The 21,773-nt window shown below is 65.3% G+C and carries 22 protein-coding genes; 14 read left to right on the top strand and 8 right to left on the bottom strand.

All coding sequences use genetic code 11. The features are described from left to right. A complete protein-coding gene (locus G391_RS0107010) occupies positions 1-903 on the top strand; it encodes an ROK family protein (RefSeq protein WP_029086882.1) in 903 nt (300 codons plus the stop codon). A gap of 619 nt (positions 904-1,522) precedes the next feature. Here the strand turns inward: G391_RS0107010 and G391_RS0107000 are convergent. Further along, entirely contained in the window at positions 1,523-2,377 is an 855-nt protein-coding gene (locus G391_RS0107000) for a hypothetical protein (protein WP_029086881.1), read from the bottom strand. A gap of 134 nt (positions 2,378-2,511) precedes the next feature. Beyond that, positions 2,512-3,498 carry a DUF4424 family protein gene (locus G391_RS14170; RefSeq protein WP_051257202.1) on the bottom strand — a complete coding sequence of 329 codons (987 nt, stop codon included), beginning with the start codon at positions 3,496-3,498 and terminating at the stop codon, positions 2,512-2,514. Between the two features lie 281 nt (positions 3,499-3,779). Here G391_RS14170 and rpoH point away from each other — a divergent pair, with 281 nt between their 5' ends. Next, positions 3,780-4,670 carry an RNA polymerase sigma factor RpoH gene (gene rpoH, locus G391_RS0106990; protein WP_029086880.1) on the top strand — a complete coding sequence of 297 codons (891 nt, stop codon included), beginning with the start codon at positions 3,780-3,782 and terminating at the stop codon, positions 4,668-4,670. Here rpoH and G391_RS0106985 read toward each other — a convergent pair. Next, complete coding sequence (locus G391_RS0106985; RefSeq protein ID WP_029086879.1) at positions 4,667-5,473, bottom strand: response regulator; 807 nt, start codon at positions 5,471-5,473, stop codon at positions 4,667-4,669. The two genes, rpoH and G391_RS0106985, sit on opposite strands and share 4 nt — an antisense overlap. Positions 5,474-5,559: 86 nt before the next feature. On the opposite strand from G391_RS0106985, the gene G391_RS15695 reads away from it, so the two are divergent. Beyond that, positions 5,560-5,709 carry a hypothetical protein gene (locus tag G391_RS15695; protein ID WP_169719097.1) on the top strand — a complete coding sequence of 50 codons (150 nt, stop codon included), beginning with the start codon at positions 5,560-5,562 and terminating at the stop codon, positions 5,707-5,709. Positions 5,710-5,715: 6 nt separating this feature from the next. Here G391_RS15695 and G391_RS0106975 read toward each other — a convergent pair whose 3' ends face one another. The 3 genes from G391_RS0106975 to G391_RS0106965 form a co-directional block, all read right to left on the bottom strand. After that, positions 5,716-7,011, bottom strand: coding sequence for an adenylosuccinate synthase (locus G391_RS0106975; protein ID WP_029086878.1), 1,296 nt, complete (start codon positions 7,009-7,011; stop codon positions 5,716-5,718). Between the two features lie 61 nt (positions 7,012-7,072). After that, positions 7,073-7,693, bottom strand: coding sequence for an acyloxyacyl hydrolase (locus G391_RS0106970; protein WP_035303960.1), 621 nt, complete (start codon positions 7,691-7,693; stop codon positions 7,073-7,075). Positions 7,694-7,753: 60 nt separating this feature from the next. Beyond that, positions 7,754-8,890, bottom strand: coding sequence for a phosphoserine transaminase (locus tag G391_RS0106965; RefSeq protein WP_029086876.1), 1,137 nt, complete (start codon positions 8,888-8,890; stop codon positions 7,754-7,756). Positions 8,891-9,045: 155 nt separating this feature from the next. Here G391_RS0106965 and G391_RS14165 point away from each other — a divergent pair, with 155 nt between their 5' ends. The 7 genes from G391_RS14165 to hisC all read left to right on the top strand — a co-directional run bounded on the left by G391_RS14165 (position 9,046) and on the right by hisC (position 15,536). Continuing rightward, positions 9,046-9,462, top strand: a complete 417-nt coding sequence (locus G391_RS14165; protein ID WP_051257201.1) for a hypothetical protein — start codon at positions 9,046-9,048, stop codon at positions 9,460-9,462. A 212-nt stretch (positions 9,463-9,674) separates the two neighbouring features. Beyond that, positions 9,675-10,076, top strand: a complete 402-nt coding sequence (locus G391_RS0106955) for a hypothetical protein (protein WP_029086875.1) — start codon at positions 9,675-9,677, stop codon at positions 10,074-10,076. Between the two features lie 195 nt (positions 10,077-10,271). Next, complete coding sequence (locus tag G391_RS0106950; protein ID WP_029086874.1) at positions 10,272-11,327, top strand: OmpA family protein; 1,056 nt, start codon at positions 10,272-10,274, stop codon at positions 11,325-11,327. A gap of 203 nt (positions 11,328-11,530) precedes the next feature. Further along, positions 11,531-12,574 (top strand): OmpA family protein, encoded by a 1,044-nt coding sequence (locus G391_RS0106945; protein ID WP_029086873.1) that lies wholly within the window; start codon positions 11,531-11,533, stop codon positions 12,572-12,574. A gap of 117 nt (positions 12,575-12,691) precedes the next feature. Further along, on the top strand, positions 12,692-13,708 hold the full coding sequence (locus G391_RS14160) for a DUF2125 domain-containing protein (RefSeq protein WP_035303957.1): 1,017 nt from the start codon (positions 12,692-12,694) through the stop codon (positions 13,706-13,708). Between the two features lie 2 nt (positions 13,709-13,710). Beyond that, entirely contained in the window at positions 13,711-14,388 is a 678-nt protein-coding gene (locus G391_RS14155; RefSeq protein ID WP_051257199.1) for a hypothetical protein, read from the top strand. Between the two features lie 56 nt (positions 14,389-14,444). Further along, positions 14,445-15,536 (top strand): histidinol-phosphate transaminase, encoded by a 1,092-nt coding sequence (hisC, locus tag G391_RS0106930; RefSeq protein WP_029086872.1) that lies wholly within the window; start codon positions 14,445-14,447, stop codon positions 15,534-15,536. Here the strand turns inward: hisC and G391_RS15580 are convergent. After that, a complete protein-coding gene (locus G391_RS15580) occupies positions 15,533-15,676 on the bottom strand; it encodes a hypothetical protein (RefSeq protein ID WP_156893877.1) in 144 nt (47 codons plus the stop codon). The genes hisC and G391_RS15580 overlap by 4 nt on opposite strands. Before the next feature lie 77 nt (positions 15,677-15,753). Between G391_RS15580 and G391_RS0106920 the strand changes: the two genes are divergently transcribed. The 4 genes from G391_RS0106920 to lexA all read left to right on the top strand — a co-directional run bounded on the left by G391_RS0106920 (position 15,754) and on the right by lexA (position 19,098). Continuing rightward, on the top strand, positions 15,754-16,350 hold the full coding sequence (locus G391_RS0106920; protein WP_029086871.1) for an anthranilate synthase component II: 597 nt from the start codon (positions 15,754-15,756) through the stop codon (positions 16,348-16,350). Further along, a complete protein-coding gene (gene trpD, locus G391_RS0106915) occupies positions 16,343-17,377 on the top strand; it encodes an anthranilate phosphoribosyltransferase (RefSeq protein WP_029086870.1) in 1,035 nt (344 codons plus the stop codon). Before G391_RS0106920 ends, trpD begins: the two co-directional genes overlap by 8 nt. Then, complete coding sequence (gene trpC, locus G391_RS0106910) at positions 17,374-18,165, top strand: indole-3-glycerol phosphate synthase TrpC (RefSeq protein ID WP_029086869.1); 792 nt, start codon at positions 17,374-17,376, stop codon at positions 18,163-18,165. The genes trpD and trpC overlap by 4 nt, the downstream gene beginning before the upstream one ends. Before the next feature lie 252 nt (positions 18,166-18,417). Next, positions 18,418-19,098 carry a transcriptional repressor LexA gene (lexA, locus tag G391_RS0106905; protein ID WP_029086868.1) on the top strand — a complete coding sequence of 227 codons (681 nt, stop codon included), beginning with the start codon at positions 18,418-18,420 and terminating at the stop codon, positions 19,096-19,098. Positions 19,099-19,685: 587 nt separating this feature from the next. Here the strand turns inward: lexA and G391_RS0106900 are convergent. After that, positions 19,686-21,749, bottom strand: a complete 2,064-nt coding sequence (locus tag G391_RS0106900; RefSeq protein WP_029086867.1) for a ComEC/Rec2 family competence protein — start codon at positions 21,747-21,749, stop codon at positions 19,686-19,688. Positions 21,750-21,773: the final 24 nt, after the last annotated feature.

The following is a 21,773-nucleotide window of genomic DNA, read 5'->3' as shown; positions in this document are numbered from 1 at the left end:
GTGACCCACGGCGTTCGCATCAGCATCGACCTGGGCGGGACCAAGATTGAGGCGGCGGTGCTCGATGCGGACGGTCTATTCATTGACCGGCGGCGGGTGGCCAATCCCGGCGACTATGACGCCATGCTCGACACAGTCGTCCAACTGGTTGAGGCGTCCGAGGCTGAAACGGGACACCGGTTTGACCGTGTCGGGGTCGGCATTCCCGGCTCGCCTTCGCCCGCCACGGGGCTTGTCCGCAACGCCAACTCCATCTGGTTGAACGGACGGTCGCTACAGGGCGACCTTGAACGTCATTTGAACCGCCCCGTCCGGCTGGCCAATGACGCCAACTGTATGGCGCTGTCCGAGGCGACGGACGGTGCCGGTGCCGGTGCCCGGTCTGTCTTCGGCGTCATTCTGGGCACCGGCTGCGGCGGCGGCCTGGTTCTCGACGGGCGGCTGATCGAGGGCTGCAACGGCGTGGCCGGGGAATGGGGGCATATCCCCCTGCCGAACCCCACGCCCGACGAAGACACCCTCTGTTGGTGCGGTCGCCGCAACTGTCTGGAGACGTGGATCTCAGGCTCGGGCCTCGCCCGCGACCACGCCGCCGTCACCGGCCAGACCCTCACCGCCCACGACATCATCGCCGCCGCCCGCTCAGGCGATCCCGCCGCCGAGGCCACCCTCGCCCGTCATCGTGACCGTTTGGGGCGCGGTCTAGCCATGGTCGTCAATCTGATCGACCCGGAGGTCATCGTCATCGCCGGTGGCCTGTCCAACGCCCCCGAGATCGTCGACGGCGCCTTTGACGCCCTGCGCCCCCACGTCTTCTCCGACGTCGTCACCACCCGCGTCGTCCGCGCCGACCACGGCGATTCCTCCGGCGTTCGCGGCGCCGCCTGGCTGTGGCCGGCCTAGTTTTCCAATAGCATCGCTCGCCTCAGCTGATGCTTGCAGATGCACAGAAAGTTTTCGATCTCCGAGGCAGACAGACGACCGATCACTGGGCCAAACCGCTCGCGTGGCACAGGCGAGGGTCCTTCGATTCCGAGGACCTTGGCTCCCTCTCGCGTCCCGGCGTGCAGATAGACACTGTCTGGTTCCTGGCCAATGTACCGCCCGAAGCGCTCTGCCACGTCGTATGCCAACAGCGTTGCGTCGGAATACAACCCCTCCATACGGAGTACATATTCTATCGACCGTAAGAGCTCTTCGAACGAGCCGGAATCGGCCAGCACATCAAGGTGTCGCTGGACCGCTGCTTCCGCCTGACTGATCGCGAGGTATCCGAGACGGCGTTGATGGCTATTCAGAACCCGCCTTGGCGACTCACCACTGTCTTCCTCCCAGTCATAGAAGGCCCGGGTCAACGCTTCCCGGCGATCCGGTGCCGACGACCACCACCTGTGCCCCGCCTCGCGGTCCCTTGCGAAATCCGCCTGATAGGTTTGCAGAAGTTCCGTCAGTGTCCACTCCCCGTCGCCTGGCCTTCCGGTCTGACAACCGCGTCTCACATGGTCTGCTCGGCGACAACTCACTAGCGACGCCTCGGTGCTTGGAAATGCTTGATCCCGAGACGTTTGAGGTGGCCCCGAATGTCAGTGGAAATCTTGTCTTCTGTCACCAGATAGACCTCGATAAGCGGTTCGTGCCGTGCATCCATTGCGGCCTTCACGGCGCGGTATTTTACGCATTGATACACACCTCGAAGAATGTCCGCCTCACAAGAGACTCTGGATTTGACTTCGAGCAGGATGGTTCGGTCTCTCAGGAAGTAGGCGACGTCAACGCGATCACCAGAATCGAGAGGCAGCTCAGTGTCAGTCCGCGCCGTCCGATAGGCGGCTCGCACTTCGCCGGGGTTTTCCTTGACCCACAACCTCAGCAGCCGGTGGTGCTCGCCCTCCCCGCCTTTCCCGTATTTGTGGGGACCTGTGCCGAAGTCATGCTCTTTGCCTTTGGCCTTCTCGTCATGCGCAGTCTCAATCACATCAGGATCGAGCTTTGCCTTGAAGGCTTGCCGATAGAGCCGATCCCAGTCCTTCTGCGAATAGGCGTAGACTTCCTGCGCCGCTCTTTCAAAATTCTCGCGCCACAGCACCGGGTATCGCTTCTTGCAGTCGAACTGGGCCAACTTCGGAACTTCGAAACGCTTTGCCATGAAAAACCCGGCACCCCGGCTGGGGAGCCCGTCAGCCCCGTTCACTACCAGCACATTTAGAAGCGGTGCCTTGGGCTCCACCGCCTGAAGCCGCTCCATCAGCAGCCCCGCAACGAAACCGATCCGCGTGGGGAAGATGGTCGAGAAGCCGGCCTCGTCCTCCAGCAATCGCTTCATCTGACCATAGGTGAGCGTGGATTGAGTCAGTGCGGCAGCCACCAGCCAGCGCATGGCTGGCACCAATGCGTGATCTCGGAGATTCGCGTTGGTCGCAGAGTACCGTTTGCCCGCCACACCTACACCTTAAGAACGATTTCTTTAATCTGCCCTCTATAGTCGAGTTGCGACGACGAGGAAATATCCGCCTAGTCCATCTCAAACCCGTTCAGGATCAGCACATTCATGTCCCGGTCCGGCGTATAGTTTTCGTACCGCACCTCGAACTGCGTCGGGCTGATGCGGCGCACGCCGGTGCCGCAGAAGGACACCAGGTTGTTCTCAGACCCCTTGTCCACCACCATCCGAAACTCGCGGATCGGCCCGGCCCAGTTGGCCCCGGTGGTCAGCACATAGTCCAGCCAGGTTTCCGTATAGTGCAGCCCCCGTTCACGCCCCCGCCGCGCGGCCTGTTCGAAGGCGTCATCGACACAGTGGCGTTCGCGATACTCGCTCGTGACCTCACCCCAGTCGGCGTCCACGCCGATCAGCGAGGTGGACGTTCCCCCGACCGCCGGGACATAGATGTGCCGGATCTCGACCTCTTCGCCCGGTGGGAAATACTGGGTCCAGTAATGGGTCGTCTTGAGGGTCCAGCGCGGCCAGCCCCAATCGTCGCCATTCGGCCCTCGGTCGATCGCACCGGCAGCTTCCAACTCCGCCAGCGCGGCTTCGCTCAGCTCTTCAAGCGCCAGTTGCGCGGCTTCGCCGTAGGGATTGAGCGGTACGCCGTGGGCTTCCAGCAGAGCTGAGACATCGCGCTCGCCGACGACCGCCCGCTGTTCGACCTCCATATAGACCGGCTGCCCGTCCGCCCAGGTCAGGAACGGCAGCATGCGCTCGGGATGGGCCAGGTCGCCGCCCGCGTCAGAAATCCACCCGGGCTCTACGTCCGGCATCGGAAAGGCGACGAGCGTGCTGATGCCCTCGTCCGTATCGTTGAGGAAACGATAGGTCACCCGCACCTCACCCGAGGAGAGATACAGGTCTTCCGACAGCATCGAGATCCCGGCGGTCTGTTCAAACCTGAGCCCGCCAGCCTGCATGGAGGCCACGGTATCATTGGCCGCAGCCGGTACGGCCCCCATCGATAGCCCCAGGGCCAGCGCCAACCCTACGATCCAACGGTTTTCCATATCCCTCTCCCCTAACCGCACAAAGGTATCTCAACTCCCGCCGTCGACCCAACTCGCCAGACCTGACGGCCAGTTAGTCTTGATTTGAAACTCACTGTGGAGTATACGGCTCGCGGGGTACGATTCTGACGGGCCCGGCCGAGCACGAAAAATCGTCACCGGCACCTAACAACCCGCGCAACCAATCCCCATGTTCCCCGTTAGAGGGGCCCGTGTCTGATGCACCTATCGTGGTCAGGCCGCCGAGCTCGCTCTTGGGACGGAAAAGAGAGGGGTCTTTAATGGCTGCCAATACGCTCGCGGTGATGTCGCCTGAACAGGGACTGTCGCGTTATCTGAGTGAAATCAGAAAATTCCCGATGCTGAGCAAGGACGAGGAGTTCATGCTCGCCAAGCGTTGGAGTGAACACCAGGATCCGGAAGCCGCGCACAAGCTGGTCACCAGCCACCTGCGCCTCGTGGCCAAGATCGCGATGGGGTATCGCGGCTATGGTCTGCCGATCGGTGAAGTGATCTCCGAAGGGAACGTCGGCCTGATGCAGGCCGTGAAGAAATTCGACCCGGACAAGGGCTTCCGCCTGGCGACCTACGCCATGTGGTGGATTCGCGCGTCCATCCAGGAGTACATCCTGCGCTCATGGTCGCTGGTGAAGATGGGCACCACCGCCGCCCAGAAGAAGCTGTTCTTCAACCTGCGCAAGGCCAAGAGCCAAATCTCGGCCTTCGAGGAAGGCGATCTGCACCCCGAACACCTCGAACAGATCGCCACCAAGCTGGGCGTGGCCGAGGAAGAAGTCGTTTCGATGAACCGCCGGATGTCCGGCGGCGGCGACGCCTCGCTGAACGCACCGATGCGTGCGGACGGCGAAAGCGAGTGGCAAGACTGGCTGGCCGATGACGACGCCGTCAGCCAGGAAACCGCCCTGGCCGAAAGCGAGGAGCATTCCTTGCGCATGGACCTGCTGCAGGAAGCCATGCAGGAGTTGAACGAGCGCGAGCGCCACATCCTGACCCAGCGCCGTCTGATCGACGATCCGCTCACCCTGGAAGAACTGGCCGGCCAGTACGGCGTCAGCCGTGAGCGCGTTCGCCAGATCGAGGTGCGCGCCTTCGAGAAGCTGCAAAAGGCGATGCAGGCTGCTGCGGTCGACCGCCAGCTGGTCGACGCCTAAGCGACCTTTGTGACGCCTGCGCCCTGATTCAACAGGGCCACCAAGGCCACCGCCGGCGGGCGAAGGTCCTCGACCTGTGACGTCTCAATCCCCGCCGCGGCGGCAAGCGCGATTGCAGCCGGTCCAAGCGCCGGGCGGCCGCTGGTTGTTGCCAGTCGTTTGAGCGTCTCGGCCTGGGCAATCAACGCCCGCCTGGCCTGGGCCGGGTCGTGGGAAAACTGATCAAGGGCCGAGACGATGATCTTGCCGGCCTGATCCATTTCGGCGGCAATCGGGTCCACGGCGGCCTCGGCTTCGCTCTGACGCTTGCGCGGCCCTTTGTATTCCCCCGAGTTGAACCGCCGGCGATCCGGCCCGACATAGCCGACCGCCTCCACCCAGGGGCGCGGCTTGGTTGCGACGTTGATAATACGCCGCACCAGATCACCGGTCGTGAACGGCTTGACCATGAACTCGTGGACCCCGACGTCGCGTGCCCCCTTGATCGTGGTCGCTGTCGCTTCGGCCGTAATCATGATCACCGGGATACGGCGGGCGTCCATACGCGAACGCCGGAGCTTGCTGACGAGTGTTTCTCCGTCAAACCGGGGCCCCGACCGTTCAACAAACATCAGGGTCGGCTCGAAGTCGCGAACCGCCGCCAACGCCTCCTTCTCGTCCGCCTCGATGATGATCTCGCGCGCGCCCAGGCCCTTCATCAAATCCGTCAGCAGACGCGCCGTCGCCACCTGGGCGTCGACGATCATAACCCGGCGAACCACGGGTTCGAGCCGCGCAAGCATTTTCAGATCATCACCAAGCACGCGATTACTCCACACACACCGAAAGCGTGTCTAGACTAGGCCTGGGCGGTAAAGATCGCCTTGACGCCACGCAAAGTTGCAACGCCATGACCACGCCAAAGACGCCAGAGGATATCGCGCGAGATCGGAAACTGGATCAGGCGCTGGATCAGGAGCTGGACGACAGCTTCCCCGCCAGCGATCCCCCGTCGATCACTCAGCCACCGGACCCTGACGGCGAGGATGATAGCCGCTGAGCCTTTCTAGCCCAGGAACGGATCGCGCATCAGGATGGTGTCGTCCCGCTCCGGGCTGGTGGACAGCAGCGCCACCGGCGCGCCGATCAGCTCCTCGATGCGTCGGACATATTTGACCGCATTGGCGTTCAAGTCCTTGAACGAACGCACCGAACCCGTCGATTCCGTCCAGCCTTCCAGCTCCTCGAAGACCGGCTCCGCCGCCGCCTGATCGTTCAGGCTGGACGGCAGATAGTCGAAGATCTCCCCGCCGATCCGGTATCCGACACAGATCTTGAGCGTCTCCAATCCATCGAGCACGTCCAGCTTGGTCAGGGCGATGCCGTCGATTCCGTTGATCGCTACGGATTGGCGGACCAGCACCGCATCAAACCAGCCGCAGCGCCGCGCCCGTCCGGTATTGACCCCGACCTCACGGCCAACGGTCGCCAGATGCTCTCCGACCGCGTCTGTCAGTTCACAGGCGAATGGTCCTTCCCCGACGCGGGTGGTGTAGGCCTTCACGATCCCCAGCACATAGCCGACCCCGCGCGGCCCCAGTCCAGACCCTGCCGCCGCCTGACCCGCCACGGTGTTCGACGACGTGACATAGGGGTAGGTCCCGTGATCCACGTCGAGGAAGGCCCCCTGGGCCCCCTCGAACAGAATGCGCTTGCCGGCGCGCTGCGCCTGATCGAGCACCCGCCAGGCCGGTTTCACGAACGGTAGAACCTTCGGGGCAATCTCCAGAAGCTGTGCCAATAGGGCGTCCGGGTCGATCGGTGCCAGTCCCAGCCCGGCCCGCAACGGATCGTGATGCGATCTCAGCCGCTCGATCTTGGTCTTCAGGTCAGCCTCGCTGGCCAGATCACAGACGCGGATTGCTCGCCGCCCGACCTTGTCTTCATAGGCCGGGCCGATTCCGCGCCCGGTCGTCCCGATCCGGGCCCCGCGTCCGCTGGCCGCCGCCTCGCGGGCCACATCCAGTTCGGGATGGATCGGCAGAATCAGACAGGCATTGTCGGCAATCGTCAGCAGATCCGGCGTGATGGATACCCCTTGCGCCTCGATCTTCTCGATCTCACCGACCAGGTGCCACGGATCAACGACCACTCCATTGCCGATGATCGACGGCTTGCCCTGGACAACACCGGAGGGCAGCAGGGCCAGTTTGTAGACCCTGCCGTCGACGACCAGGGTGTGTCCGGCGTTGTGCCCGCCCTGAAAGCGGACGACGACGTCTGCCCGGTTGGACAGCCAGTCGACAATCTTTCCCTTGCCTTCGTCACCCCACTGGGCGCCGACCACTGCGACGTTCGCCAAGACTCAAGCTCCGCTGAAATGCGGGGCGGTTCTAGCGGGGATGGCGGGCTATGTCGCGGTCTTATCCGCCGAAGCGGCGCACGAACCGGATGCCGACTTCGTCCAGGCCCTCGTTCTTGCCTTGATGGAATATCTGGCCGTTCGACAAATGGACGTAGCTGAGCTCCACCGCTGTCTGATCGTTAAACCGGTAGCCGAGGGCGATTTCCGGCTCGAACAGGATCTGGGAACCGAACTCGATCCGCTCGGACCGCAGTGCGATACGGCGGTCATACTCTTCCGGCGAAATCCCGGGCTCGCGCCAGTCCGGGAAAATATCGTAGCCGTCATGCACCGCCAGGCCCATGCCCGGCTGGACGTACCAGCGTTGATCGTCTGTGATCGGAATATGCCAGGTCAGACCGGCGGCGATATAGGAGGTGTCGCCTTCGGTGTTCCCCGAAACAAAGATGTGGGCGCGTGGACCACTTAGCCACGATGGAAAGCCATCGATACGGTCCGAACGCCAGCCGAGATGGATATTGGCCCCGCCCTCCTTGCCGGCGGCCCCCAGACCAACCGCCTCGCCGAGGAAGGTCACGTCGTGAGCATAGACACCGGCGATCAGCTCACCGGCCAGGGCCGACCCTGCGATGCTGACGGTCGCAACGACCGTCGATAGTCCTAAAGCGATGGCACGCATATTCCGGGTCCCCCACTGGCTATCGCCCCTTGTCCTACCCAAATCGCCGCCGGACAAGCCCTAGGGCAAAAGTTCGGCCCACGCCCAGTCCAACCATGGCACCAAGGCCACGACATCCGCCGTCTCAACGGTGGCCCCACACCAGACCCTCAGACCGGGGGGGGCCGCCCGGTGCGCCTCAATGTCGAAGGCGACGCCCTCGTCCGCCAGCAACTTGCAGAAACGGGATACGAACGCGCGATCGGCGGCATCGGCATCGACGAAGCTGAGACACACCGAGGTCGGCGATCGACAGACGCAGTCTTCGGCCAGGAACCGAACCCACGGCGTCGCCTCGACCCATCCGGCGAGGGCCTGATAGTTGAATTGTGTGCGGTCGATCAGCGTGGAAAGGCCGCCGATGCGGTGCGCCCACTCCAGGGCGGCAATCCAGTCCTCAAGTGTCAGGAGGGAATAGGTATTGATCGGCGCGCCCGTGGCCAGGGCGCGGTCAAAGCCGTCGGGCCCGCGCAGGCGCAAGACCTTCGGAATCGCGCGCTCAGGCGTAAATTGATCCAGTCGCTCAATCGCGCGCGGCGACAGCACCAGCGCCCCGATCCCGGCGTCACCGCCCAGAGCCTTCTGAAACGAAAAGGTCGCGACATCCAGCCTGTCCCAGGCCAGCGGCGTGCAGAAGGCCGCCGAGGTCGCGTCGCAGATCGTCAGCCCGGTTCGAGCCGTCGAGATGAAGTCCGCATTGGGCACACACACACCCGACGTCGTCCCATTCCAGGCAAACACCAGATCGGCATCAGGCCGAACGCCTTTCAGATCAGGGAGTTGACCATAGGGGGCTTCAAGAATTTCGGGATCAAGGCCGAGATGGTCGCGCACATCCGAGGCCCAGAGTTTGCCGAAATTCTCATAAGCCAGAACCTGCACCGGCCGCGCGCCCAGCAGGTTCCAGAGCGCCGCCTCGACGGCCCCCGTGTCCGATGCCGGGAGGAAACAAAGCGCATGATCCGACGGAATTTCGAGCACCGCCCGTGTCAGATCATGTGCATGTCGAAACCGGGCGAGCACCTCACCCGCCCGGATATTGCGGCCCATCAGGTCGTCGCGAAGATCGCCAATTCGCCATCCCGGCGGCTTGGCGGTCGGACCTGAGGAGAACCAGGGCCTGGCTGGGCGGATCGCGGGTTTCGTGTGGCGAGTCATCCTCACTAGCCAGAACCGTCTTGCGGCAACTTGGCAAGCCTTTCAGCGCGTTCAGTAAGGTGAACCCGACCTGAAACGCGCCGTTCAGATCGGGCTCAGGGTCACGGCGGCATTGTCCTCCTCAACGCAGGGGAACAACCAAAGAGGAACCTGACATGTACAAGAAAGCCATTCTCCCCCTGGTCGCCGTCACCGCCCTGGCCGCTGCCGTTCCGGCTGCTGCCCAGCATCGTGGCGGTGGCCATGATCGCGGTGGTGACCGCTACGAGCAGAACTGGGATCGCGGCTGGGATCGGATTGATCGCCGTTTTGAGCGCCTGGATCGTCGCATCGACCAGGGCGTCCGCAACGGCCAGCTGTCGCGCCGTGAGGCTGGTCGCCTGCGCTCGGAGTTCCGCCAGCTTATCAATCTGGAACATCGCTACAGCCGCGGCGGCTTGAGCCGCTGGGAGCGCGACGACCTGAACCGCCGGTTCGACCGTCTGAGCGCCATGATCCGCTACGAACGTCGTGACAACGACAATCGTCGGGGCGGCGGCGGCGGTGGCCGGGGTGGCTCGCGTCACCACTAGACGGGTCCATCGCGAGGGCGTCTTCCCGTTTTTCACCCGTTCAGACCCCTTGAACAGCGCGGCGCGTCCCGAAAGGGTCGCGCCGTTTCTGTCATTCTATTCATTTGTTTTATTTCATCATTTTAATGAACTGGCGCGACGGAAACACCGAGGGACACCGTTCAATCCTGTGAAAGCGCCGCTGATGGTGCTCAATGGAAAAGGACAGACCGATGAAATCCCTCAAGACCTCCGCCGTCACCGCCTTGATCGCCCTGGCCGCCCTTTCGGCTCCCATGGCCGCCCAGGCTCAGGCCCGGCACAATGACGACCGCGGCCAGGCCACGGCCCAGCGCCACCAACCGGCCACGCCCGCCTGGCAGTCCATCAATGCGCGTCAGGCGAACCTCGAGCGCCGGATCATGGTCGGCATCCGCAACGGCCAGCTCTCACGCCGCGAAGCCACCCGTCTGCGCGCCGAGTTCCGCCAGATCGCCAATCTCGAGGCCCGCTACCGTCGGGGTGGCCTGAGTGCCTGGGAGCGCCAGGACCTCGCTCGTCGCTTCGACCGTTTGAGCGCCCAGATCCGTGAAGAGCGTCGCGACAACAACAACCGCAACGGCCGCCGCGGCTAGACGTCAACCCTCGCCTTCCCAGCCAAGGCCGTCGACTGTTCCACAGTCGGCGGCCGAGGCACGCCCATGGGGACGACCCCAGACCTGTGCCGACGGACATTTCAACATCTGCGCGAAATAGATTTCCTCGTTCTTCAAACTGGAATATCGTCGATTGTTTTCAGGTCGCCGAGTGGTTCGGCGAGGGGAGAAAAAATGAAGAAGATCCTGCTGACCGGCGTGGCCGGTCTTGCCATGGTCGCAGGCGCTCCGGCCATGGCCGAGCCCAACGGCCCCTATATCGCCGGCGACATCGGCTATCACTGGCCCGGCGACATGGAGACTATTGTCTGTACCGGCGTCATCGCCCTCATCTGTAATGATGTCGATGTTGAGCTGGGCGACGGCTTTGCCGCCTTTGGCCGCTTCGGCACTCGGGTCAATCCGAGCTTCCGCCTGGAAGCTGAACTCGGGTATCGCGACACATCTATCGACAGCGTTGCCGGCATCGCAGTTCCGGCTGATGTTGATGGCAGTGCTACCTCACTGATGGCGAACGCCCTGTTTGATTTCGGTTCGGGCCGCGCCCGTCCGTTCGTCGGGGCCGGTGTCGGTTGGGGCAGCGTCAAGTTTGACACGCCCATCGGCGAGTATGACGATTCCGGCCTCGCCTGGCAGGTGCTGGCCGGCCTGGCCATGCGGACGGGTCCGCGCGGCCACCTCGACTTCACCTATCGCTACTTCAACGTCAGCGAATTGGAGATCGGTGACGGCACACCGACGGGGACCATCACCGGCGATTTCGTCGATCATTCGGTGACCATCGGCTATCGTCATTCGTTCGGCGCGATTGCGGCTCCGCCGCCGCCGCCGCCGCCTCCGCCGCCGCCTCCGCCTCCGCCGCCGCCTCCGCCTCCGCCGCCTCCGCCGGTGTGGAACGCGCGTGAGTTCACGGTGCTGTTCGACTGGGATCGCTACGACCTGACCCCGCAGGCGACGGAAATCGTTCGTCAGGCCGCGGCGCATGCCCGGGCCGGCGGGGCCACCCGCGTCCATGTCGTGGGCCACGCCGATACCTCCGGTTCGGCCGCCTACAACGTGCGCCTGTCGCAGCGTCGTGCCGCCACCGTTCGTGATGCCCTGGTCGCTCAGGGTGTGACCGGTGGAGCCATCACCACCGAAGGCCGGGGTGAAACCGACCTGGCCCGCGCCACCGCTGACGGTGTGCGCGAGCCGCTCAACCGCCGCGCCACGATCAACATCAACCGCTAATCCCGGTCGATACGATCAAAGCGTTGGCCTAGAGCCAAAGCCTAAAGCGAACCCCCGGGAGGCAACTCCCGGGGGTTTTGCTTTGATGCCACAGGTTCTGGTCGAAATCTGACAGGCCGGCCGGGCGACCTTGCCAAGCGCACCAATCGGCATATCGTCGTTCGTCATCAGGATCGTCGGGTTGTCCGGCGAGGGGAGTGATGATGAAAAAGCTGCTTCTGACCGGCGTGGCCGGTCTTGCCATGGTCGTGGGTGCCCCCGCCCTGGCCGATCCCAATGGACCCTATATCGCCGGCGACATCGGCTACCACTGGCCGAGTTTCGACGCCGATACCTGCGTCGTCGGGGGGGCCTGTACACCGTCTGATTTTGAGCTGAGCGGCGGGCTGGTGGCGTTCGGGCGGTTCGGCGCCCGCCTGAATCCGAACTTTCGGCTGGAAGCGGAAGTGGGGCGCCGCTGGAGCAGCGTTGACTCGTATCAGGGCGGGCCGCCGAGCCTGGAGTCTGATGTCGAAGCGACCAGCCTGATGGCCAACGCCTTGTTCGATTTCGGCTCCGGGCGCGCTCGTCCGTTCGTGGGGGCTGGTGTCGGCTGGGGGAAAGTCGAGCTGTCCAATAGCGGGGGGCCTCTGGACGACTCAGGTCTCGCCTGGCAGTTGCTGGCGGGTCTGGCGATGGCGACCGGTCCGCGCGGCAACATCGACATCACCTACCGCTATTTCAACGTCGGTGACCTGAGCCTTGTCGCTGGCGCCTTCGGCTCGGTTGACGGCGACTACACTGACCACTCGATCACGATCGGCTATCGTCACTCGTTCGGCGCGATCGCGGCTCCGCCGCCACCGCCGCCGCCGCCTCCCCCGCCGCCTCCGCCTCCCCCGCCGCCACCTCCGCCGCCGCCTCCGGTGTGGAACGCGCGTGACTTCACCGTCCTGTTCGACTGGGATCGCTATGACCTGACCCCGCAGGCGCAGGAAATCGTCCGCCAGGCCGCGGCTCACGCCCGGGCCGGTGGCGCCACCCGCGTCCACGTCGTGGGCCATGCCGATACCTCCGGTTCGGCCGCCTACAATGTGCGCCTGTCGCAGCGTCGTGCCGCCACCGTTCGTGATGCCCTGGTCGCTCAGGGTGTGACCGGTGGGGCCATCACGACCGAAGGTCGTGGTGAAACCGACCTGGCCCGCGCCACCGCCGACGGTGTCCGCGAGCCGCTCAACCGCCGGGCCACGATCAACATCAACCGCTAAGCGCGGGCGATACGATCAAAGCCTTGGCCTAGAGCCAATGACCAAAGCGAACCCCCGGGAGGCAACTCCCGGGGGTTTTGCTTTGAGGTAACCGACCGCAATCGCTAAAAGACCATCATGGCCAGACGTTCCGGTTGCGGCATCCCCGCCCTCTTTGTTCTCATCCTCCTCGTGATCGGCGGGTGGAGCGGCTATTGGTGGTTCCTCTCCAACCAGATTCGGACTCAACTCTTGGCGACCGAAACCCGCCTGGAGGCCGCCGGCTGGACCATCGAGCACGCCGAGCCCGAGATCGCCGGTTGGCCCTTCCGCTTTCACCTCGCCCTGGACGAGCTGACGATTACCGGGCCGTCAGGCCACGGTCTACGGACCGCCCGCCTCGAGGCGGAGGCCAACGCCTACCAGCTCAACCACTGGGTCTTTGTGGTTCCGGGCACGCTGGATCTGGCACGCGGCTCCAAGGGCTGGGTCACTGTGGAGGGTCAGGCTCTGCGGGCCTCGGCGTCCGACCTCCTGAACCGCCCGCCCCGTATCGTGGTTGAATTCAATCAACCGCGCTTCGCCCCCACCGAAGGCTCCCAGCCGTTCCCGATTGCCCAGGCCGAACGGCTGGTCGTGAACCTGATCCCGCGTGAGGGGGCCGAGAACCAGGCGGGCCTGCTGTTTGACCTGACCGGGGCCACGCCGCGCACAGGTGGCGTCCTGGCCGAGATGTCCGAAAACCGCGTCTTCAACCTGTCGGCAGAGGCCGTGCTGACCAATACCCAGACGCTGTCAGGCCCAACCTGGCGGCAAGCCCTGTCCACCTGGTCCCAGGGAGGGGGTGCCCTCACCGAGGTCCGCCTGGAAGCCACCGCGGGTGACGATTTCGCCCGGGGCCAGTCTTCCAGCCTGACGACCGATGCCAATGGTCGCCTGCAAGGCAGCCTCGAGGCCCACCTCAAGGGCGGCACCGCCCCGCTGGCCGGTCTGGCGCGCGCGCCGGGCGTTGACCCTCGGGCGGCTGCCGCCGTCACACTCGGAGCTCAGCTCACCTCCGGCTTCCGGGGCGAGACGAACCTGACGCTGAACTTCACCAATGGTCGCACGGTTATCGGTCCGGTCAGCCTGGGCCCGGCACCGCGGCTGTTCTAGGCATGGACGCGGCTGACCTCGCCCCCCTCATAGCGCGTCTGCGCGATGCCTTGACGGACCTGGGGCCGATGCCCTTGTCGCCGGACACCTCGGCTCGCCTGATCCGTGAAGCCGCAGACGCCAACCCTGATTTGCCACCCGGCCTCATCGCAGCCGTCACGCGTGAGCTGGAATCGGCGGCCCGACCGGTCATGGTGTCGGCCTTCGGACCGGGGACCGAGGCCTTTTCACGAGGCCGGTTCGGCTATCGGGCCAGAACCGCCCAGGTTGCCGACGCCCGCGCCGCCCTGGCGTCCGCCCGGGCCGGGGCTCGTGCCGTCGTAGCCATGGATCCGCGCGATCCTTGGTGGGCGCGACTGCTGGCCGAGCCGACGCTGTCGGTGATCGACGATGACCTCTACAGCGATGGGCGCAAGCCCGGCCTGTTCGTCGTCGCCCGGCAATGGTCCGAGCCCTCCGGCCAGGACCGGACCTGGTGGATCACCGATGCGCCGGGCAAGCCGTCCGACGTCGAAGCGGCACTATCGAACCTCGGCCTGACTGGACGCCATGCCCTGTCCATCGGCGGGTTGGGCCTGTTTCAGATCGACGGCTATGTGCAACGCGAAGACGCCCGCCTGCTTCAGGCTCCGGGCCGGCTTGCCGGCGTCATCGGCTGTGTGCCGGTCGTGCCGCGATAGCGCGATAACGGAGGCGTCAGTTTGCGTCCTGCCCCGCGTCGGCTAAAGACCCGGACATGACCAAGACCCCTGCGCCCAAGTCCGGTATTCTCGACATCGCCCCCTATGTCGGGGGCAAGTCCAAGATCGACGGCGTGGCCGAGCCGATCAAGCTATCGTCCAACGAGAACCCACTCGGGGCCGGCGAGAAGGCCCGCGAGGCCTATCTGGGGGCCATCGACTATCTGAACCTTTACCCTGAAGGGCGCGCCTCGCGCCTGCGTCAGGCGGTGGCTGAGAAGCACGCCATCGAGCCCGAACGCCTGGTCTTCGGCAACGGCTCGGATGAGGTCTTCACCCTGCTCAACCAGGTCTATCTGACGCCGGGCGACAATATCGTCACCGGTCAGTACGGCTTTCTGGCCTACCGCATTTCCGCCAAGGCCAATCAGGCCGAAGTCCGCTTGGCCCCCGAGCCGAACCTGAAATGCGACGTCGACGCCCTGTTAGAGCTGGTCGATGAGCGCACACGTCTGGTCTATGTCTCCAACCCGGCCAATCCGACCGGCAGCTGGAACACGGCTGAGGAAATTCGCCGCCTCCACGGAGCCCTGTCCGACAGCGTCCTGCTGGTGATCGATGAGGCCTATGCCGAGTTTGTCGTCGAGCCCGACTGGCAGAGCACCATCGACCTGGCGCGCACGGCCACCAACATCATCGTCACCCGCACCTTTTCCAAGATCCACGGCCTGGCGGCGCTCAGGGTCGGCTGGGGCTATTGCCCGTTGCCGGTGGCCGAGGCGGTCGATCGCGTGCGGCTGCCGTTCAACAACAACATCCCCGGCCAGGAAGCCGCCCTGGCCGCCCTGTTCGACGACGAACATGTCGAAAAGTCGCGCGCCCTGGTCCTGCAATGGCGCCCACGCCTGGCCCAGGCGATCAAGGGCTTTGGGTTCGAGGTCTTTCCGTCTGCCGGCAACTTCCTGCTGGTCCGTTTCCCCGACGCCAAGCGCAATGCCCAGGCGGCCGACGCCTTCCTGCATTCGCGCGGCATCATCGTGCGTCCGGTTGGGGGCTACGGACTGACCGACTGCCTGCGTATGACGGTGGGGACCGACGACGAGAACCGTGCCCTGCTGGATGCCCTGTCCGAGTTCGCCGCCAGCTAGGTCAGCTGACCGAAGATCATCGCCCCGGCGAACAGGGTCGTCGACATCGCGCAGAGGGCCGCAGCCAACAGCGCCATCCAGGGATTGGCCCCCGGCTTGGGCTCTTTCAGAAGATCGCGCGCTTGATCTATCGAACTCATGCCCGGATCAGGCCTGTTTATGGTTAACCAAGTCTTGCCGCCTCGACGCCGCGCGCATCCCCGCCTAGAAGCGCGGAATGATCCTCGTCGTCGATAACTACGACAGCTTCACCTACAACCTCGTCCACTACCTCGCGGAGTTGGGCGCACCCACGCATGTCATCCGCAATGACGACCTGACTGCCGCCGAGGCCTTGGCACTCCACCCCGAAGCCATCCTGCTGTCGCCTGGGCCCTGTTCTCCCAATGAGGCGGGCATCTGTCTGGGTCTGCTCGATGCTGCTCCTGACGATCTGCCGATCTTTGGTGTTTGCCTGGGGCATCAGGCCATGGGCCAGGCCTTCGGCGGTGACGTCATCCGCGCCAAACAGCTGATGCACGGCAAGACCAGTCCCATCCACCATGAGGGCCGTTCGATCTTCAAGGGTCTGCCCAGCCCCTTCACAGCCACCCGCTACCATTCGCTGGCTGTGCGACGTGAGACCCTGCCCGATGTGCTGGAGGTCACGGCCTGGACCGAAGACGGCGAGATCATGGGCCTGGCTCACAAGACGCGGCCCATCCATGGCGTTCAGTTCCACCCCGAATCGATCGCCACGGAACACGGCCACGACATGCTGGCTAACTTCCTGGATCTGGCAGGGGTCAAGCGCCGGACGACGGCCCGTGTCTGATACGCTCAAGCCCCTCCTGTCCCGCCTGGCCGACGGCCAGACCCTGAACCGGGATCAGGCCCGCGCCTTTCTGGATGCCTGTCTGCGCGGTGAGCCCACGCCGGCCCAGGTGGCCGCGGCCCTGACGGCGCTCAAGATGCGTGGCGAGACGGTCGAGGAAATTTCCGCCTTTGCCGAGGCCATGCGCGAGGCCGCGCACACGCTCGACCATCCCTATGATGTCGTCGACACCTGCGGCACCGGCGGGGACGGCCAGCACACCTACAACATCTCGACCGCCGCCGCCCTCGTCCTGGCCGGGGCCGGCGTCAAGGTGGCCAAGCACGGCAACCGCGCCCTCAGCTCCAAATCCGGGACCTCCGACGTCCTGTCGGCGCTGGGCGTCAATCTGGCCGCCACGCCCGGTCAGCAGCGCCGCTCGCTGGACGAAGCCGGCATCGCCTTTCTGTTTGCCCCGGCCCACCACCCGGCCATGCGCCATGTCACGCCGATCCGGGCCGAGCTGGGCTTTCGCACCGTCTTCAACCTGATCGGCCCCCTGTCCAATCCGGCGCGCGCGCGGCGTCAGCTGATGGGCGTCTATGATCCGCGCCTGATCGAGCCGTTGGCCGAGGCGCTGGGACGGCTGGGCGCTGTCCACGCCTGGGTCGTCCACGGACAGGGCTTGGACGAACTGACCACGACCGGCGAGTCTGAGGTGGCCGAATGGCGCGACGGGGCGCTCAATAGACTGACCATCCGGCCCGAAGATGCGGGCCTGCCGCGCGCCACCCTCAATGATATTCGCGGCGGCGATCCCGAAGAGAACGCCCGCGCCCTCTCCGCCCTGTTGGATGCGGAACCAGGAGCCTATCGCGACATCGTGCTGTTGAACGCCGGGGCCGCCCTGATCGTCGCCGGCCGGGCCGCTGACCTCGCCGAAGGTGCCACGCTGGCCGCTGCCGTCATCGATGATGGTCGCGCCGCCCGTGCCCTGTCCGACCTGATCCGCGCCTCCAACACCCCGGACCCGGAGCCGGAGGCATGAGCGATATCCTCGAACGCATCGCCGCCTACAAGCGGCAAGAGGTCGCCGCCCGCAAGTCCGCCATCTCGCTGTCCGACCTCGACCGTCAGGCGCTGGAAGCCCCGCCGGTCCGCAGTTTCCGCCAGATGCTGGATCTGACCTGGACCACGACGGGCCGTCCCGCCCTGATCGCTGAGATCAAGAAGGCCAGCCCCTCCAAGGGCCTGATCCGCGCCGACTTCAACCCGCCCGCGCTTGCCAAGGCGTATGAGCGCGGCGGCGCGGCCTGCCTGTCCGTCCTCACCGACACGCCGAGCTTCCAGGGGGCCGACGCCTATCTGGTCGAGGCGCGCAGCGCCGTTTCCCTGCCCTGTCTGAGGAAGGATTTCCTCGTCGATCCCTGGCAGGTGGCCGAAAGCCGGGCTCTGGGGGCCGACTGTATCCTCATCATCATGGACATGGTCGACGACGCGCTCGCCGCCGAGCTCCTGCATGAGGCCCGCCGCTTTGGCATGGATGCTCTGATCGAGACACACGACGAGGCCGAAATGGCCCGCGCCGCGCGGCTCGGCGGCGACCTCATCGGCATCAACAACCGCTCCTTGCGCACCTTCGAGGTCGATCTCGCCACGACCGAACGCCTCGCAGACCTCGCACCGCCCGACGCGCTCATGGTCGCCGAAAGCGGGATTTTCACCCCCGCCAACGTCGCCCGCGTCCAGACGGCGGGTGCCCGCGCCATCCTCGTCGGCGAGAGCCTGATGCGTCAGGCGGACGTTGAAGCGGCGACGGCGACCCTACTTTCCTGAACCCCTCTCCCGTGGGGAGAGGGACGGCTCCGCAGGCCGATCCGGGGCCTGAACGCAGACGGTGCCAACGCGCTTGGATCCCGGTTCTCCGCCCTGACGGGCTCCAGCCGGGATGATGGCGAGGCCTGTGCATCTGTGAAATCAGACCCGCTAACCCCTCCTTAACCGGAACACCTCACGAACAGAGCATGGACGTTTGCGGTTTGTTCCGGTATTGTCCACAGATCAACAGATTCGGGTCCGAGGCCTCCCATGCTCACCAAGAAGCAGCACGAACTCCTGATGTTCATCCACGAACGGATTCAGGAAACGGGCGTCTCCCCCTCCTTCGATGAAATGAAGGAGGCGCTGGATCTGGCGTCCAAGTCCGGCATCCACCGGCTGATCACCGCCCTGGAAGAGCGCGGCTTCATCCGCCGTCTCCCGCACCGCGCGCGCGCTCTGGAGGTGGTGAAGCTACCCGAAACCGCCGCCGCCGGTCGACCGCGCGGCCCCTTCCGGCCCCAGGTGGTCGAGGGTGGACGTCCCGCCGATCTCGGCTCGTCCGAGGTTCGCGAACTGCCGCTGCTGGGCAAGATCGCCGCCGGGTCACCGATTTCGGCCATCGAGCATGAGCGCGACCGTTTCTCCATCCCGGAGGCCATGCTCGGTTCGGGCGACCACTACATGCTCGAGATCGAGGGCGATTCGATGATCGAGGCCGGCATCCACAACGGCGACTTCGTGGTCATCAAGCGCGGCGACACCGCCTCGTCGGGTGAAATCGTCGTGGCCCTGGTCGAAGGCGAGGAAGCCACCCTCAAACGCTTCCGCAAGAAGGGTGCCTCCATCGCGCTCGAGCCCGCCAACGCCGCCTACGAAACCCGCATCTATTCCCCCGAACAGATCGACGTTCAGGGCAAGCTGGTCGGCCTCATCCGCCGCTATCACTGACGCCGCTTTCCGCGTCTCCTCCCCATCTCATGGCAAGGGGGACCGTCCGTCGCCCGAAGGGCGAAGGAGGGTGGAGGGGTGTTCATCGCCGCACACACGGCTGGGCGGAAGCGCCCGTATTGCGGTGCCCTCAGCGGCTCACAAATCCTTGCCGCGCGCCAATCCTCAGGTCTTTCTCCCGCGCCAAGTCCCCACACGCGGCCCGACGATTATCCTCCCCGACGGTCTTTGATATCGTGTGACAGTGGTCCCTGCGCATCATGCCCGGACACCCCGCCGCGCGTCGTCCTCGGGCTTGACCCTCGGACCAGACGCCCCGCCGCTCAGCGTCGCCGGAGAAACCTCTCAACGCGCCGCCCGATCCTCTGATCAAGTCAGAGGATGACGCGTTGAAGACGCAGAGCCAGACGATCCCGGTGGGGTTTTCCGTCTGGCCAACGGCAATCGAGTGACATCGCAGGAATAACCCGCCAAAAATTTAGTGCACCTTTTGCACTTAGTGCACCCGATTCACGGTGCACTACCGCGCTCTGGCCCGCGAATCTGCACCAGTTGCACCCGTTGCCCTGTGTTTCGACGTGGAAAAATCAGTTTCGGCTCCAGGGACGATCCCCCCTGACATCCTGCGCCCACACACCTCGCCAGCCGCCATCCTCGCGCCATAGCTCCACCGATCCGCCGCGCTCAAAATCGGTCCCGTCGAGCACCAAAACGTCGGCACAGTCGCGCGGCAGCGCCCCCACGACGGCTCGCACGGCCACCCCCGTTGCACCGGCGCACAGATCGGCCACCTGATCGGCGGTGGGGGCTCGCCGTCCGAACCACACCGCCCATCGGTCGTCCCCCACATCCATGCCGCACCAGGATCGGCGGCACGCGCGTTCAGCCCCCTCGGTCACCAGCACCAGCCCCCGCCGTCGCGACCAGATATCCGCCCCGAACAGCCCGACGCGCGGCCGGACCAGTTCGGCGGACCGGTCCACGCGCACCGCCATATTTGTCCCCTCTCCGCTGATCCAGACATCCGGCGGCGCCGCCCGCGGCCACAGCAGGACGGCACAGGCGAAAGGTAGCCCCAGCCACCGCAACCGGCCCCTCCAGAGGCACATGAACAACAGGCCGACAAAGGCGATGGGCAAGGCGATGGCCGGGGCACTCGGGATCGTCGCCACCGCCCCCGGCAAGCTCGCCGTGAACCGTCCGATCGCCATCATCCAGCCGATGGATTCACCGGCCAGCCACAGCACCGGCCCTCCCCAACCCATGGCCTCCATCAAGGCTCCGACCGCCAGGGACGGCATCATCACGAACGATGAAATGGGGGCCACGGCCAGATTGGCGAACAGGCCGAACACGGCGGACCGGTTGAAATGCTGCATGGCGAACGGGCCCGTCGCCAGCCCGGCCACAAACGACGCAGCGAGGGCCGCAAAGACCCAGCTTCCCAGGCGTTGGGCCGCGCCGATCGGCCAGGGCACGTCGACCTCCTTGATCCGCGTCGGCCAGACCTCAGCCAGCGCGACCAGGGCCGCCGTCGCCGCAAACGACATCTGAAAGCCCGGCTGAACCACCGACTCCGGCCGCCGGAGCAAGACGATCAGCGCCGCCAGGGCCAGGGCGTTCATGCTGATGGCCCGCCGGTCGAACAGGATGGCGGCGAACGCCACCCAGGCCACAATCGCCGCCCGCTCCGCCGGCGGCGGCGCACCGGACACCACCAGATAGACCGCCACCGCCGTAATCCCGGCCCAGGCCGCCACCTTCTTGCCCGGCACCCTCAGCACCAACCACGGCCAGGCCGCGACGCCCAGCCGGACCGCAAAGAAAACAAACCCGCCCACAATCGCCATGTGCAGGCCCGAGATCGACAGGATGTGGGCCAGCCCCGAATCCCGCATGGCCTGTTCGTCGGCCGGATCAATCCACGCCTCATGGCCGGTCACCATGGCCGTAGCAATCCCGCCCGTCTCGGGTCCCAGCCGCGCCACAATCCGCTGCCCCAGGTCAAACCGCATGGCGTTGATCGCCATCTTCAGGCGCAGTCGCCAGGGCGGCGGTGCCAGCACGAGGGGCCGCGGCTCTGTGATCGCCAGCACTGATCCCCCGACCGACTGGAACCAGGCGTTGCGTCCAAAATCAAAGGCCCCTGGGCTAGCTGGACCGGGGGGCGGATTGGCGATACCGCGCAGCGCAACCTGGGTTCCGGGCCGCACGGCTTCCCCCCTCAGCGACACCGTCAGCCGGTGCGGAATTTGGTCCGCCGCCACGCCCTCGATCCAGGTCGGAGCCAGAACAACCCGCGCGCCCCGCGATCCCGGAGAGGCCACATCCACGACCCAGCCCTCAATGCCGATCGGCCCTTCCGACGCGGTCGCAATCGGCGCGGCCACCGCATCGGATCTCGCCTTGGCCATCAACAATCCGAACGCCGCAAAGGCTATCAGGGTGAAGGGAATGATCCGCCACGTTCCCCGGCTCCAGGCCATCACCGCGCAGCCAAGGCTGACCAGAAAGCCGATCAGCAAGGGCCAGATCGACGGCTCGCTCTTCAACGCAAAATAGGCTGCGCACCCCAGCCCCATCGCCACCGGAGCCCACAACCGCCACCGCTGCGCCTGAGCCGCAAGCTGTTCGAAAAGCCATTCACGCACGGCAGGGCTAGGCCGCGCCTCATC

The sequence above is a fragment of the Brevundimonas aveniformis DSM 17977 genome (assembly GCF_000428765.1).
Taxonomy (GTDB): Bacteria; Pseudomonadota; Alphaproteobacteria; order Caulobacterales; family Caulobacteraceae; genus Brevundimonas; species Brevundimonas aveniformis.
This window is presented reverse-complemented; position numbering and strand designations above follow the sequence as displayed.

Excerpts from the sequence above, each read along its gene's own strand:
- lexA (WP_029086868.1), top strand. The coding sequence starts at position 18,418 with ATGCTCACCAAGAAGCAGCACGAACTCCTGATGTTCATCCACGAACGG.
- G391_RS0106950 (WP_029086874.1), top strand. The coding sequence starts at position 10,272 with ATGAAGAAGATCCTGCTGACCGGCGTGGCCGGTCTTGCCATGGTCGCA.
- G391_RS14155 (WP_051257199.1), top strand. The coding sequence starts at position 13,711 with ATGGACGCGGCTGACCTCGCCCCCCTCATAGCGCGTCTGCGCGATGCC.
- G391_RS0106955 (WP_029086875.1), top strand. The coding sequence starts at position 9,675 with ATGAAATCCCTCAAGACCTCCGCCGTCACCGCCTTGATCGCCCTGGCC.
- G391_RS14170 (WP_051257202.1), bottom strand. The coding sequence starts at position 3,498 with ATGGAAAACCGTTGGATCGTAGGGTTGGCGCTGGCCCTGGGGCTATCG.
- trpC (WP_029086869.1), top strand. The coding sequence starts at position 17,374 with ATGAGCGATATCCTCGAACGCATCGCCGCCTACAAGCGGCAAGAGGTC.
- G391_RS15580 (WP_156893877.1), bottom strand. The coding sequence starts at position 15,676 with ATGAGTTCGATAGATCAAGCGCGCGATCTTCTGAAAGAGCCCAAGCCG.
- rpoH (WP_029086880.1), top strand. The coding sequence starts at position 3,780 with ATGGCTGCCAATACGCTCGCGGTGATGTCGCCTGAACAGGGACTGTCG.
- G391_RS0106920 (WP_029086871.1), top strand. The coding sequence starts at position 15,754 with ATGATCCTCGTCGTCGATAACTACGACAGCTTCACCTACAACCTCGTC.
- G391_RS14160 (WP_035303957.1), top strand. The coding sequence starts at position 12,692 with ATGGCCAGACGTTCCGGTTGCGGCATCCCCGCCCTCTTTGTTCTCATC.
- G391_RS0106945 (WP_029086873.1), top strand. The coding sequence starts at position 11,531 with ATGAAAAAGCTGCTTCTGACCGGCGTGGCCGGTCTTGCCATGGTCGTG.
- G391_RS14165 (WP_051257201.1), top strand. The coding sequence starts at position 9,046 with ATGTACAAGAAAGCCATTCTCCCCCTGGTCGCCGTCACCGCCCTGGCC.
- G391_RS15695 (WP_169719097.1), top strand. The coding sequence starts at position 5,560 with ATGACCACGCCAAAGACGCCAGAGGATATCGCGCGAGATCGGAAACTG.
- G391_RS0106970 (WP_035303960.1), bottom strand. The coding sequence starts at position 7,693 with ATGCGTGCCATCGCTTTAGGACTATCGACGGTCGTTGCGACCGTCAGC.
- hisC (WP_029086872.1), top strand. The coding sequence starts at position 14,445 with ATGACCAAGACCCCTGCGCCCAAGTCCGGTATTCTCGACATCGCCCCC.
- G391_RS0106965 (WP_029086876.1), bottom strand. The coding sequence starts at position 8,890 with ATGACTCGCCACACGAAACCCGCGATCCGCCCAGCCAGGCCCTGGTTC.
- G391_RS0107000 (WP_029086881.1), bottom strand. The coding sequence starts at position 2,377 with ATGCGCTGGCTGGTGGCTGCCGCACTGACTCAATCCACGCTCACCTAT.